This window comes from Nocardia sp. CA-151230 (assembly GCF_050942175.1).
Taxonomy (GTDB): Bacteria; Actinomycetota; Actinomycetes; order Mycobacteriales; family Mycobacteriaceae; genus Nocardia.
In genome coordinates this window covers 2,366,309-2,380,202 of record NZ_CP192061.1, presented here as the reverse complement: position 1 = coordinate 2,380,202, position 13,894 = coordinate 2,366,309, and the positions used below count along the sequence as shown (strand labels likewise).

The window sequence follows — 13,894 nt, the reverse complement described above, 5'->3', positions numbered from 1 at the left end:
CTCATTTCAGAGTGACCGTCGCACGGATTGAGGCATGCGAAACGGGCTACGCATGCCAGGCGTGAACTCCCTCGATCCTTCCTTTGCGGTCATCCTCGCTGGACCGCGATGCAGGAGTTGTCCTCGGCCCGAAGGGCCTCGCCGTCAGCACCCACGACGTCGACGGTTCCAGCCTTGCGGTGGCGCGGCGCGAGGCGGGATGGCCGCGGCAGTGGCATCTGTGGCCAAGCCAGCAACTGAAACACATTGCGGTCAAGCGTCGATCGCCCTGAAATCGGCAACAGCGGACGTTTCGCCGGCCTCGGATCGACACGGCCAGTTGATCTTCCGATGCCCCGCGCTGGCCGAATCGGCCAGCGCGACATGCGGCAATAGCGTGCGTTTCCCGCTGCGGTGGCTATCGGCTGATACGAGCGGGGAAAACGGTCGCGATTAGGCGCCTGAGCCAGCGGCAATCTCGACAAACGCCAAACCCTCAGCGAAGGCCGGCGCTCCCACCTCCACGATGATTTCGACCAGTCCCGGCGCTGCGTCGTCGGCGACGCTGATTCCCGTGGAGAACAGTTTCAACCCACCTGGCGAAACATTGAGATTCACCTCGCCGATCCAGGTGAGCCGATCATCCGACAGCACTCCCTGGCACCCACCCCCGGCCAGGTCGTCCCAAAGCCACCTGCTCGCAACGGGCGTATGCAGCGACACTGTCTCTGGCACAGTAATTCTGACAGTCTCTCTCCCAACTGGTTCACTGCCGGAGTTGAGGATCACCAGACCTGCATAGACCAACTCCTCGCCTGGATGAACCCTGCTGGGATTCTGCGGCTGAAGAGTGAGCTGGCGGCCGATCTTCGACCTGAGACCCCGAATGGGATCAACCAAGAGCGAGGGATCTTGAAGGGCTTGCCATTTCATCATCTACGAACTCCACCATGGCGGCACCCTACCTGCCACCCAACGCAACGGTGTAGCGGCTCCAAACCCGAAGATTCGTGTACGAAACTCGGCAGATCAGTGCGTTCGTCCGGTCGAGATGAGCTCGGCTCGTTGAACTTTCAGTCGTGCCGCGTGGGCGTTTCGAACCGGCCGCCACCGGCAATACAGCGCCATTCGAAACGAGCCGCAGTGGACGCGGCCCGCGCTGGCGGTTACACGCTGAACGGACAGTCGGTCCTCGCGGCCCTCCGAGAGGTCGAGGCACCCGGGATCGGCCTCAACTGGCTGCCGCCAGCACTCTCCACACCTTTCTGGAACGCGAGCGGGCCTGCGGAGCCGCGTATTCGATTCGCCGACGCGCTTCGTGGGCACTGATCCGCAGCAGATCGGTCAGTAGCTCCACGGTGTCCCGATAGCCGGTGTCTGCGGCGAGTCCACGACGTTCGGCTTCGGCGACGGCCGCGCGCATGGCAGCATCCAGTCGTCTCCTGCGGCGTTCGGTTTCGACGAGGGTGCGCAGCAAGTCGACATCGGCCAGTTCCGGCCATCCTGGTGCTGGAGCATCCGGCGCCAGCGCTGTCGAATGTATGGTCACCCGAGCTAGCCTACCCCAACATAGAACATATGTTCGACAATTCGTGTTGCTGGACATGCCCGAGCCGACGTCACTGTCGGTGCGCTGTTGGCGGCTTACCGGCGCGGCGCATTCGCACGAAATTCGCCTACTTAAGCGTGCACTGGCGACATCCGGTTGTGGGCTCAGATGCCTCCTGCCCGTTGATCTTCCACGCACCACCGCTGGCCGGTTCGGTCAGCGCGGTATGCGGCAATAGCGGACGTTCAGGGCCGTTGTGCGGAATACGGCCATGCCGACGTCGGTGGCCACCGCGTCATCTACCGGTCGTGGTCGCGATGTACCAGGTCGGTAGTGAGGGCCTCGGATATCGACGTCATGGGATTGCTTGCCGGTGTTCGCGGTCGGTGTGGAGGCACCCGTGGGCAGCTGTGCCGCACCCGTCGAATAGCTGGATGTCCGCTCGTCATGGGCGATAGGCTGGGCAAGCATTGTCGAAAGGTGAGTCGATCATGTCCGATGCTCACAGCAATCCCATAAGGATTGCGCGCGGCTGATGATCGACGACGCCGCGAACCGTGCCCGCCGTGACGTGAGCCTGACGGTAGCGGAGGAGTTGCGTGCGCTCGGCTTCGAGGAGATCGAAGAGATCGGGCATGGCGGTTTCGGCGCGGTGTATCGCTGCCGGCAGGCGGAGCTGGACCGCGTAGTGGCGGTGAAGGTCCTGACCGGGGAATTGGACGAGGAGAACCGGGCGCGGTTCGTGCGCGAGCAGCAGGCGATGGGCCGGCTGACCGGGCATCCCAATATCGCCACCGTGCTGGAGGCCGGTGTCACCAGTGGCGGGCGGCCCTATCTGGTCATGCCGTACTACCCCTCGGACTCACTGGATGCGCGGATCCGGCAGCACGGTCCGCTTGCGGTGGATGACGTGCTGCGGATCGGGGCCGGAATCGCCAGGGCACTCGAGTCCGCCCATCGGCTGGGCATCCTGCACCGCGACGTGAAACCGGGCAACATTCTCTTCACCGATCACGGTGAACCGGCCTTGACCGACTTCGGAATCGCGCGCGTCCCCGGCGGGTTCGAAACGACCACGGGCGTCGTGACCGCGTCGCCGGCGTTCACCGCGCCGGAGGTGCTCGAGGGCCGCACTCCGTCCCCGGCCGCGGATGTCTACGGGCTCGGTGCCACCCTGTTCTGCGCGTTGTCCGGGCACGCCGCCTACGAGCGGCGCAGCGGCGAGCAACTGGTGGCCCAGTTCGTGCGGATCAGCCGAGAGCCGGTGCCCGACCTGCGCGAGCACGGCATCCCTGCGGACGTGTGCGCCATCGTGGAATCGGCGATGCACCGCGACCCGCAGCAACGGCCTTCGGCCGCCGAGCTGAGGGCCGCCATCGGGCAGGTGCAACAACGCCGCGGGAATCCGGTGGGCGGGCCTGCACTGCGGGCCGATCCGGCAGCGGCCCGCGAGCGGCAGATGATGCACAAGGCCGGGCCACGAACCGCCGCAGATGACAGCCTTCCCACCGGGCTGACCAGTTTCGTGGGCAGGCATGCCGAGCTGACCGAACTCAAAAATCTGCTGACCGAGTCGAGGCTGGTGACGCTGGCCGGGATGGGCGGCGTGGGCAAGACCCGACTGGCGAGGCAAGCGGCCCCGGCTGCTCGACGCGACTTCGCCGATGGAGTGTGGGCGATCGATCTGGCCGACGTGCATGATCCGTCGCTGGTCGCCCCCCTCGTCGCGGCCGCGCTGGGAATGCGTAACGAGTCGGGGCGACCGGTCCACGAGGTACTGGTCGAGTTTCTGCGGTCCCGCGAAACCCTGCTCGTCGTGGACAACTGCGAGCAGGTTGCCCAGTCGATGGCAAGCCTGGCCGAAACGTTGTTGCCGGCGTGTCCAAGGTTGCGGATCCTGGTCACCAGTCGCGAGCCGCTGGATATCGGCGGGGAAGCGGTGCGGCGGCTGTCGCCGTTGAGCGTTCCTGCCGCCGGCCGCGTGCCGACGCTGCGAGAACTACGCAAATACGATGCGGTGACCTTGTTCGCGGATCGCGCTGCGGCAGTCGTACCCGGCTTCGCGCTGACCGAGGAGAACAAAGCCGCAGTGGTCGCGATTTGTTCCGAGCTGGACGGATTGCCACTGGCGATCGAACTCGCGGCCGCTCGAATGCGCAGCATGTCGCCGGACCAGATTCTGCAGCGGCTCACCGACCGGTTCGCGCTGCTCACCCGGGGTCACCGCACCGCGCCGACCCGGCAGCAGGCCCTGCGGTATTGCATCGACTGGAGCTATCAGCTGTGCACCCCGGCCGAGCAGCGGCTGTGGGCCCGGTTGTCGGTGTTCGCCGGTGGTTTCGAACTCGACGCCCTCGAGGCGGTATGCGGTACCGATTCCGATACCGAGGCCGCACATCTGCTCGATGTGCTGTCGGGGCTGGTGGACAAATCGGTGGTGATCAGGGAAGAACCCGAGGGCGCGGTCCGCTTCCGGATGCTCGACACCGTACGGGACTACGGGCAGGACAAGCTGCGCGAGGCCGGTGCGGGCGAGGATCTGCAGCGTCGGCACCGGGACTTCTACCGACGGCTGGTGCTCGACGCCGAGGCCGACTGGATCAGCGACCGGCAACTCGACTGGATGGCCCGACTCGACCGCGAGCAGCCGAACATCCGTGCAGCGCTCGAATTCTGCATATCCGACCCGACCCAGCCCTCGGCCGAAACCGGACTCCACATCTGCGCCGCCCTTCTTCTGTACTGGAATTTCCGTGGCCTGTTCGGTGAAGGCCGCCGCTGGCTCGACCTCGCCCTGGCCCACCCCCACGCACGCTCGACAACCGACCGCCTCCGGGCACTGCACGCCGACACCTTCATCTCCGCCGTGCAGCGGGACCTACGATCGGCAGCCATCCTGCTCTCGCAGGGGCGTGCCCTCGCCGAGCAGGACCCCACTCCCATCAATCAAGCGTTGATCGCCTACTCGGAGGGGCATCTGGCTCTCTACCTCGACCAGCCCGCGCGTGCGGTGTCGTATGCCAGTCGGGCCGTCGAGTTGCTGAGCTCCGACCCACGCACCGGCCTGCACATTTCTGCGCTGGTGGGGCTCGGTTTGGCATATGCACGACACGGCGACATCGGACCGGCTCTCGAGTGTTATCAGCGGATCCTGTCCATCACCGAGGCGTGCGGTGAGTCCTCCTTCCGGTCGGCCGCACTGTGGGGGACCGCGATCGCGGCGTGGGCTCAGGGTGAGAGCTCCCGCGCACAGGAATTGCTGCGGGAATCGCTGCGGCTCAGCCGACGCCTACGCAGCCCGATCGCCGCGGGCATCAATCTGGAAGTACTGGCGTGGACCGCGGCCGGCACCGACGACCAGCGAGCCGCCGTACTGATGGGCGCTGCGGCAAACATGATGCAGACCGCCCCCGGGACAGAGGTCTACTTCCCGCAGATGGTCGAGGCCCACCTCCACTCTGAGAGAGTCGTGCGTCGCGCGCTCGGTGAACCGCGCTTCGATGCGGCGTGGCGACGCGGCCTGGCCATGGGCATCAACACCGCGGTCGCCTACGCGCTGAACGAAGAACAACCGGCCGCCAGACCACCCGCCGGCCCGACGACATTGACCAAACGTGAAGGCCAGGTCGCGGACCTGGTCGCCGAAGGGCTCACCAACAAGCAGATAGCATCCCGGCTGGTGATCTCCCAGCGCACCGCAGATGCCCACGTCGAGCACATCCTGGCCAAGCTCGGGTTCACCTCTCGCGCCCAGATCGCGGCGTGGATCGCGGACGCGACCCGGCACGAGAGCTGATCGCGCGCCCGCTGCCCAGACGCACCGGGGTTACCCCGCCTTCGGCCGCCTCACTGGCATGGCTCCAGTCACGACGAAGGCGAATTCGATTGGCCTATCCGATGATTCGCGGCCACTAGGTGTACGACGCCGTGTGTGAGATCCACCCCGAGGGGATCGCCCGCGGATTCAAGCTGCTCGCCACGAAGCCGGCGGCTGCGCAGTTCCTCCTGCAACCAGATCACCCCCGGCGGCAGCACCACCACCGGCAGTGGCACCGGCGGCCTCGGCTCCCTCCTGGACAGCCTCAGCTCCCTCCTCGGCGGCATCGGCTCCAGCAAATGACATAACACACCGGCTTCCGCCGCCCTCTCGACCAGCACGGCGACGGATATGCGGCATTTCAGGACGTTCGATGTTTATCGAACTAGTGTCGTGCAGTATTCCGGCGCGATGGTGATGGGGGCTTGCAGCGCGGTCCGGTCACGGAGTGGGGCAACGGTTGTCGAGACACGAATGGCAGAGGGTCACAGATGTGGAAGCATTTCGGGCTGCGCGAGTCGGTTGATGGTTTCCGCAGGGTTCGTATCGCTGCGACCGAAAACAGCGTCGAAGTAGGCCAGCAGGTAGGAGCGTTGGAGGTCGACCGAGCGGCTTGGATCGATCGAGCCGATCGCAAGGTTCTTCACGTCTTCGGGGAGAAGGCCCGCTGCGGCTACTCCTGCGACGATCACCTGTTCGTCGGTGAAGGACATGTGGCGGGTGCCTGCGACGCACAGGGGCAGCTTCAGTCCGGTGTTGGTTGCCCAATACGGTTCCCACCCCGCGTGCCCGAACCACGGCGAGGTGTCGCTGGCAAGCATCAGCAACGGACGATCGAGACCGTCGGTGGCAGCGGAGCCGAGTACGGGGCCGTCCAGATTGACGCCGGCGGCTATGCGCGCGTCGTCGTGCATGGTTTGAGCGGTGGTCGACCCGCCGAGAGAGTGTCCGAACATGCCGACCTTCGTCAGGTCCAGCTCATCGGCGAGGTGTTGCGGTAGCGCAGCAGCCGCATCGGTGGAATGTCCGGCCGCGGCGGCGAGCTGGTCGAGAACGAAACGCATATCGGCGACTCGGGTCGGAAGCAACTGGTCGGACAGGACGCTCGGCGGCGAATCCACCGGCACCGCACTGTGTTCGGTGTGCCCATCGGGGAATTGAACCGCGAATGCCTCGTGAGTGTGGTTGACGGCGACCACGACGTAGCCGTGGCTGGCGAGGTCCTCGGCTTGAAAGGTGTTCAGCCCGGCGGTGTCGTCCAATCCTGGCGAGTTCAGCAGGATCGGAAACCGCCCGCCGCCGACTCGGGCCGGCTCGTCGCTGCGGCCATGACTCGGCGCGAGCGCCCAACTGTCCGAAGCGACACCGGCCTGGGTCAGGCCGGCGCGCTGTTCTTCTCGGGCGCCCGGTGCCATCCACGGTGCCAGGGGCGAGGTACCGGCGTCGTCAGCTGGATACCAGATCTGCACCATCAGTTCGCGTCGGTGGCCGGGATCCCACGGATCGGCGCGATTGGCATCGACGAGATGCCATTCGGTGACGCCGACCGGATCGGGCCCGGTCGGAGCGGGCAATGCGATCGTGACAGCCGGATCAGCGGGTGCGCCGGGGCTCGCTTCCACGACGCCGGCGGCAGCTGTGGCCGCCACCGATGCTACGGCGACGGCCAGGGTGCGCCGTCGTAAACCCCTGTGTTCCAAGATAATTCCCCCGAGTCGATGTGGGCCTCGGTTGGTCACCGTACAAGATCAGAAATGGGCATGGGTCACTGATCGTCGATTTCAGATCAAGACCCGGCGTAACCAGGACTTTCGAAAACCTCAGCTGCGAGGTAGTCGACCCAACCGGCTTGGGCCGCGGATCGGGCACGGCCGGTTGAACTTCCGAGGCCCGCGCGGACCGCCCGCTTTGGTCAGCGCGGTATGCGGCAAGAGAGTGTGTTGGCTACGAGCGGCTGCTGCCGCGTCTGGAAAGGGTTGATGCTGTAGCCGTCACCTGGGTGGCGTGCAGCGGCGCAAACCCGTCGGTTCGTATATCGTCCTCCGAGTCCACTTCGGAAGAGGGCGATCCGGCGTGGCTCGCGCTCTTCTTCGCGTCGATGGTTTGTATGAGGTAGAGATGGCGAGTAGCGACGTCGAGCTGGCAGCTCGTTGGTGGCAGTGGGCGATGTCGGTGCCGAATGCCAAGAATCCGGTAGTGGACAAGACCGGAGAGTTCGCCGCGATCGATCAGCCGACGGATATCTGGTTCCTGGCAGGCACTTTCGGTGGACGAGTCGAGCGGCGGTGCACGATTCCGCACGGCCGGCCGATCTTCTTCCCGGCTTTCAACATGTTCCAGAAGGTTCCGGACGGATTGTTCGCGCGTGGCGAGGTGCCGGTTGCGCCCGCGGCGTCCGGTCACGCCGCATTGAACGGAGTCCCACTGCCGGTGCGAGCAGTGACCAACGACAAGGCATTCCGGATCACGGCGGCAGCGGGCGGTCCCTTCGGTCACACCGGCCGGTTCAAGGCCAAAGCTTGGGGCCTGTGGGTCCGTCTCGAGGATCTCGCGCCTGGCGACTACGTCCTCACCTTCGGTGGCGAATATGAGCCCGGCGGCTTCTGGGTCGAGATCACCTATCAATTGGAGATCCGCTAGGAGACTGCTGAATAACGTGGCGTGTCGGCCCGGTCCGAAGGACCGGGCCGACACGAATTATTGGGGTGCAGGGTGAGTGTGGGTCGAATCCGGAGTTGATGGACGCGGCGGCGCTGGTGGGGCATCTGGTTCCGGCGGGCAGTGTGTTCGCGTTTCTGGCAGAGCATCGCCGGGAGGTGTTCCCGGCTGCGATGTTCGAGGATCTGTTTCCGAGCAGGACCGGGCGGCCGAGTCTGCCGGGCGAGGTCGCGGCATCGGTGATGGTGTTGCAGGCGTTGCACGATTTGTCGGATCGGGAAACGGTGGCCGCGTTGCGGTGTGACCTGCGGTGGAAGGTGGCGTGCGGGCTGGCGTTGGACGACGCCGGGTTCGATGCGTCGACGCTGACCTATTGGCGTCGGCGGCTGGCGCGATCGCAGAACCCGAACCGGATCTTCGACGCGGTCCGCGCCGTGGTCGCCGAAACTGGTGTGCTGCAAGGTAAAACGCGGCGCGCGTTGGATTCGGTGGTGCTCGACGACGCGGTCGCCACTCAGGACACGGTGACCCAGTTGATCGCCGCGATCCGGCGGGTGCGCCGCGAGGTGCCCGGCGCGGCGGCGGTCATCGCCGCGCAATGCCATGCCCACGACTACGACGATCCCGGTAAACCGGCGATCGCCTGGGACGACACCACCGCGCGGGAAGCACTGGTGTCGGCGTTGGTCAACGATGCGACGGCGGTCGTGAATGCGTTGGCCGGCACCGGATTCGACGACGCAGTGGCCGAGAAGGCGTCGCAGGCGCTGGCGCTGCTGGCGTTGGTCGCCGGGCAGGATGTGGAACCGGCCGAGGGTTCCGACGGCACCGACGGGCGCTGGCGCATCGCGCGCCGCGTCGCCGAGGATCGGGTGATCTCGGTGGTCGATCCCGAGGCCCGCCATGTCCACAAGACTGTGCACAACCGCCAGGACGGCTACAAGGCCCACGTCGCGGTCGAACCCGACACCGGCCTTTTCACCGATGGCAGCCTCACCCGGGGCGCGGGCGGCGACAACCACGAAGCCGTCGTCGGCCTGCGTTTGCTCGCGAGCGAGGATGGCCCTCGAGAAGTGTTGGGCGACAACGCATACGGCACCGGAGACCTGCGCGCCGAATTATCCCAGCGCGGCCATACCGCGATCATCAAACCCGCCCCGCTGCGTCCTGCTGTCGAGGGCGGATTCACTCTCGACGAGTTCACCTTCCACAACGATGCGACCGTGACCTGCCCGAACGGGGTCACCCGCTCGATCACCGCCAAATACAAAGTCGTCTTCGGCATCGCGTGCCGCGACTGCCCGCTGCGAGCGCGATGCACCGCCAGCAAGTCCGGCCGCACCCTGAACCTGCATCGACACCACCGATTGCTGCGCCACGCCCGACGCGACTGGCACGAGCAGCCGGAGTTGGTCGAAACCTACCGGCAGCACCGGCCCATGGTCGAGCGATCGATTTCCTGGCTCGTCGGCCCGAAAGGCCGCTGCCGAAAACTGCGCTACCGCGGCACATCCGCCAACGATCACTGGCTCCATCGGCGCATGGCCGCACTGAACCTGCGACGACTGCTCAACCTCGGCCTCACCAACACCGCCGGAACCTGGGCCATCGCCTGACCCGGCCCACGACCCCGACAGACTCGGCCGGACACCCTCCCGAAGGGCACACCCCAGCCCCCCGAGAGCCCCACTCACTCCATCACCAGAAACCAGTGGTGGGTGGCCGCGCTACGCGCGCCCACCCACCAAACCGGGCTTATTCAGCAGTCTCCTAGCGCCGCGTCAACTGATCACTCCCTTGAGGTCCATCGCCTCTCGCTGCGGACCGTTTCCGCCGACGCCCTCATGAGCGGTGGCGTACTGCTTCGCCCAGTCGGCACCGAACTCCTGGGTCATACGCGCGTTCCAGTAGGCATGCCGGGCCGCGTCCCCATGACCGTCATCCTTCGAGTCCGGATTCACCGCGGTGTACTTGTTGTTCTTCCCGAACTCTTCCGCCTCTTCCTTGATGTCGTTGAACTTCATGTAGTTCAGCGGATTACCGCCGTGGAGCGGGTTGCAGAGCTCATCCATCGCGGCCTTTTCCTCGACCGTCATCTCTACCGGCTGCATGTCGGGCTTATACATCCTGATCAGGTTCAGCAGGGTCGAGTCGGGCCAAACAACGATCTCGGACTTCGTCGCGTCCACCTGGTAGTTCTGGAGAATATCCCTGAGCGCGGCGTCCTCCGGAATACCGGCCAGCACCAGCTTGACATCATCGGACACGTGCTCGAGTTGCGTGGCCAGGTTGCGCGCGCCGATCTTGTCGGTTGCCTGCACATCCCAGAACGCCTGCTTGAAGTCGAGCGGGTGAGTCCGAAGCGGATCAGCGTCTGCGAAGAGGTAGGGAAGTGTATGTATCGCTGCTGGTAGAGACTCTGGTGAGCCCTCATCCGGTGTCCGGATGGGGGTCCAGTCGTTTCGTCGACGCTGCCCTCGACGACCGACCCGTCTGGCCGATCCGACTTCGTCGAGGCTGCTCTCGGGCCCTTGCCTTCACCCGCGGACAGGTGAACCCTCGGAATCATGGCCAAGCCGTATCGAGCGGGGTGGGGTGTCAGGGCATCCAACGCGTGGACGCGCACCGTGATACGCGCCGGGTTGCCGATGTGGACCTTCCGTGTCCTCACTGTGCCCGGACGGCGCACCGGCCGCGCCATCCAGACGCCGCTGGCGGTGTTCGAACAAGACGGCCGGCGATATCTTGTCGCGTCCTATGGAACGGTGAACTGGGTGCGTAACCTGCGTGCGGCGCAGGGGAAGGCGTCTCTGCGCCAGGGCCGGCACCTCGAGTCTGTGAGGGCCGTCGAGTTGCCCACCGATCAAGCGGCCGAGGTGTTCCACGCAGCGCTGGTGGCGGGGCCGCCACACGTTCCCAAATCCATTGTGGCGCTGTATCGGCGGTTCTTCGTCCTGCCCTACCTGGATGTGGATGTGGACTCGTCACCGCAGCAATTCCTCGACAACGCCTGCACCCATCCGGTTTTCGAAATCGTGTCGGCGTGACGAAGCATCGGACCTCACTGATCCTCGGTGAGCCCGCAGTCCGCGACCGAATGCGACGTGACCCCGGACATGCTGTGTCCCAATCACTTGCCGGTTAACGCGCTTTCGAGGATCGCCGATCTTGATTCGACAGTGGCGCGCGCACCCGACCCACGGGATGCGCGCGCCGGTTCGATCAACACAAGGAACAACATGCGCAAGACTCTGTTCGCCCTGTCCGGCCTCGCCTTCGCCACCGCCGCCGCGGTGCTGCCCGCGGCCCCGGCACAGGCCGCCTCCGGCTCCTGGGGCGCGATCGCGGTGTCCGACTACGGCGACCTGGGCTGGTCCTGGAACTACGACACCGAGGGCTCGGCGAGCCAGGCCGCCGTCGACAAGTGCGCCAAGGCGAGCTGCTCTACCGTCACCACCTTCACCGGCTGTGGCGCGGTGGCCTTCTCGGATTCGATGAACAAGTACACCGGCGGCTACGGCGCGACGCCGGCCGACGCCGAGAACTCCGCCAAGTGGTACTCCGACTCCTACCTGGTGCGCACGGCCATCTGCAACGACTGAACCACCGGGGCCGGACGACCGCCCTGACATGGTCGGCCGGCCCCGGAGTCCTTGCGCTGGAGCCCCTTCCGGGGGCTTCAGCGTTCGGCGGCTTCGACCGCCTTGCGCACCGTCTCCGCATCGGCCGGGGCCGCCTCGTTCTCCCAGAACGGCGCGGCGACGGCGTAGGGCGTGCCGTAGACCGGGGTGTCGGGTTGCGTGCGCCAGCTGTCGGCGAGCGAGCCGATGTCGACGGTGTCGTAGCCGATCCTGCTGATCAGTTCCGCCGCAGCGGCTTTCGCCGCGGTATCGTCACCGGCGATGGGCAGCGCGGTGCGATCGGCCGCACCGGCGGGGCGGGCCAGCACGGCCAGATGCTTGAACAGGATGTTGTTGAACGCCTTCACGACCCGTGAGCGCGGCAGATGCCGTTGCAGCAGTTCGGAACTGGTGGCCACACCCGCGTCCAGATCGGCGAATTCGCCGTCACGGCCTGGGTAATAGTTGTTGGTATCGATGACCACCTTGCCGACCAGCGGATCGGCCGGTACCTGCTGATACGCCTTCAGCGGTACCGTCACCACCACGATGTCTCCCGCGGCGGCCGCCTCGACCGGGGTCGCGGCACGGGCCCGCTCCCCCAGTTCGGCCACCAGCTCAGTCAGGCTCTCCGGCCCTCGTGAATTGCTCAGCACCACATCGATCCCTGCGGCCACGGCCAGCCGGGCCAGGGTGCCGCCGATATTTCCGCTTCCGATCAATCCGAGCGTCGTCATGCCCGCTGGTAACGCGGTCGCTGCGGGCAATGTTCCCGCGAGTTCCGCCGACGGTCATCGCGTGGGCGGGTCCAGGTCGCACCCACGGCCGCCGGCACGCGACGGCCGTGGGAGCTCGCCGGGTGGTCTCAACCGAGGGTGATGGCGTCGAGGCGGGTGCGCAGGAACTCGGCGGAGACGACCGGCGCCAGGCCGGAGACCCGGCCGATGGGCGGCTCGAGGGGTGTCACCCGGGCATCGTGGTCGAGTTCGTAGAAGTAGATGAGCGACACCAGGTCCTCGTCGGGTGCGGATGCCTGGGGCGGGAGGACGCGGTGGCGGCCCGCGGGCCAGCGCTGACCGCTCCAATAGGCCAGCAGGTCACCGATGTTCACGGTCAGGGCGGACGGGTCGTAGGGCGCGTCCGCCCAGCCGCCGTCCTCGGTGTAGACCTGCAATCCGCCCGCACCGGGTTCGCGGTCGAGGACGGTGACGGTGCCGAAGTCGGTGTGCGGACCGATCCGGAACTGGCCGGGTTCGGGCGGGCCGAGCTCGGCCAGCGGCGGGTAACGGTTGATATTGTAGGTCCAGGTCGGGCGGCTCGCCAGACCCTCGAAGGGGTTGTGCGGCAGGTCGAGTGCGGCGGCGAAGAGGGCGAGCAGTTCATCGGAGAGGGTGCGCATGGCCGCGGTGTAGGCGAGGAACAGCTCGCGCAGTTCGCCCACCTCCTCGGGCCAGACGTTGTCGAGGAACCACACGGTGTCGATCAGGGCGTCGCCGGTACGGGTGTCCGCGCCGATCGCGAAGGTCTCCTTGAGATCGGGCGGGGTCTCGGTGCCCTCGGCGTAGCCGTTGGCCTCGAGGCCCGGACCGATCCAGCCACGCCCGCCGACGGAGACCGCGTACCGCTGTTTCACCTCGGGCGGGAGCGCGAAGAAGCGCCGGGCGGCCGCCCGCAGGTCGGCCGGAAGCCCGTGCGGCACACCGTGTCCGCGCACCAGGAGGAATCCGGCGCGCTGCATGCCCGCATCCACCTCGCGCAGCACCGTGGCCGCGGCCTCGCCGCCTTCGTGCCAGCGGTCCAGGTCGACGGTCGCGATAGGGGTCATTCCGCTACTCCTATGTCCTCGTTCCAGAGTTCGGGCCGTTCCGCGATGAAGCGGGTCATCATGTCCACGCAGGCCTGGTCGTCGAGCACGGTGATGGAAACCCCGTGTGCGGCAAGCCAGTCGTGGCCGCCGGTGAAGGTGCGCGACTCCCCCACGATGACCGCGCCGATGCCGAACTGGCGGACCAGGCCGCTGCAGTACCAGCACGGGGACAGGGTGGTGACCATGATGGTGTCGCGGTAGTCGCGGCGGCGGCCGGCATTGCGGAAGGCGTCGGTCTCGGCGTGCACGCTGGGGTCGTCGTTCTGGACGCGGCGGTTGTGGCCGCGGCCGAGCAGGTTGCCGGCGCTGTCGAACAGGGCCGCCCCGATGGGAATCCCACCTTCCCGTAGCCCGAGTTGCGCCTCTTCGTAGGCGGTGACCAGCAGATCCTGTGCGTTGATCAT

12 protein-coding genes are annotated in these 13,894 nt (G+C 66.4%); 5 read left to right on the top strand and 7 right to left on the bottom strand.

Features of this window, described 5'->3' with window-relative positions; all coding sequences use genetic code 11:
• Nucleotides 1-432: 432 nt before the first annotated feature.
• Both ACQP1O_RS10700 and ACQP1O_RS10695 read right to left on the bottom strand, forming a co-directional pair.
• Nucleotides 433-915, bottom strand: a complete 483-nt coding sequence (locus ACQP1O_RS10700; RefSeq protein WP_433565660.1) for a hypothetical protein — start codon at nt 913-915, stop codon at nt 433-435.
• Between the two features lie 295 nt (nt 916-1,210).
• Nucleotides 1,211-1,528, bottom strand: coding sequence for a DUF222 domain-containing protein (locus tag ACQP1O_RS10695; protein WP_433565659.1), 318 nt, complete (start codon nt 1,526-1,528; stop codon nt 1,211-1,213).
• A gap of 535 nt (nt 1,529-2,063) precedes the next feature.
• On the opposite strand from ACQP1O_RS10695, the gene ACQP1O_RS10690 reads away from it, so the two are divergent.
• Complete coding sequence (locus tag ACQP1O_RS10690; protein ID WP_433565658.1) at nt 2,064-5,324, top strand: protein kinase domain-containing protein; 3,261 nt, start codon at nt 2,064-2,066, stop codon at nt 5,322-5,324.
• A 506-nt stretch (nt 5,325-5,830) separates the two neighbouring features.
• Here ACQP1O_RS10690 and ACQP1O_RS10685 read toward each other — a convergent pair.
• Complete coding sequence (locus ACQP1O_RS10685; protein ID WP_433565657.1) at nt 5,831-7,045, bottom strand: alpha/beta hydrolase family protein; 1,215 nt, start codon at nt 7,043-7,045, stop codon at nt 5,831-5,833.
• Nucleotides 7,046-7,463: 418 nt separating this feature from the next.
• On the opposite strand from ACQP1O_RS10685, the gene ACQP1O_RS10680 reads away from it, so the two are divergent.
• Both ACQP1O_RS10680 and ACQP1O_RS10675 read left to right on the top strand, forming a co-directional pair.
• On the top strand, nt 7,464-7,985 hold the full coding sequence (locus tag ACQP1O_RS10680) for a hypothetical protein (RefSeq protein ID WP_433565656.1): 522 nt from the start codon (nt 7,464-7,466) through the stop codon (nt 7,983-7,985).
• 65 nt (nt 7,986-8,050) lie between these two features.
• Complete coding sequence (locus ACQP1O_RS10675; RefSeq protein ID WP_433565655.1) at nt 8,051-9,619, top strand: IS1182 family transposase; 1,569 nt, start codon at nt 8,051-8,053, stop codon at nt 9,617-9,619.
• A gap of 165 nt (nt 9,620-9,784) precedes the next feature.
• On the opposite strand, the gene ACQP1O_RS10670 is transcribed toward ACQP1O_RS10675, so the two are convergent.
• Nucleotides 9,785-10,324: a DUF6973 domain-containing protein gene (locus ACQP1O_RS10670; protein ID WP_433565654.1), complete on the bottom strand. Its 540-nt coding sequence runs from the start codon at nt 10,322-10,324 to the stop codon at nt 9,785-9,787.
• 246 nt (nt 10,325-10,570) lie between these two features.
• On the opposite strand from ACQP1O_RS10670, the gene ACQP1O_RS10665 reads away from it, so the two are divergent.
• Nucleotides 10,571-11,050, top strand: a complete 480-nt coding sequence (locus tag ACQP1O_RS10665; protein WP_433565653.1) for a nitroreductase family deazaflavin-dependent oxidoreductase — start codon at nt 10,571-10,573, stop codon at nt 11,048-11,050.
• Nucleotides 11,051-11,242: 192 nt separating this feature from the next.
• Entirely contained in the window at nt 11,243-11,605 is a 363-nt protein-coding gene (locus tag ACQP1O_RS10660; RefSeq protein ID WP_433565652.1) for a DUF4189 domain-containing protein, read from the top strand.
• Between the two features lie 77 nt (nt 11,606-11,682).
• Here ACQP1O_RS10660 and ACQP1O_RS10655 read toward each other — a convergent pair whose 3' ends face one another.
• From ACQP1O_RS10655 to ACQP1O_RS10645, 3 genes are all read right to left on the bottom strand, one after another.
• The gene (locus ACQP1O_RS10655; RefSeq protein ID WP_433565651.1) at nt 11,683-12,360 is read right to left on the bottom strand and encodes an NADPH-dependent F420 reductase; all 678 of its coding nucleotides are present in this window, start codon (nt 12,358-12,360) and stop codon (nt 11,683-11,685) included.
• A 128-nt stretch (nt 12,361-12,488) separates the two neighbouring features.
• Nucleotides 12,489-13,448, bottom strand: a complete 960-nt coding sequence (locus tag ACQP1O_RS10650; protein WP_433565650.1) for an isopenicillin N synthase family dioxygenase — start codon at nt 13,446-13,448, stop codon at nt 12,489-12,491.
• Nucleotides 13,445-13,894, bottom strand: a complete 450-nt coding sequence (locus tag ACQP1O_RS10645) for a nucleoside deaminase (protein WP_433565649.1) — start codon at nt 13,892-13,894, stop codon at nt 13,445-13,447. The genes ACQP1O_RS10650 and ACQP1O_RS10645 overlap by 4 nt, the downstream gene beginning before the upstream one ends.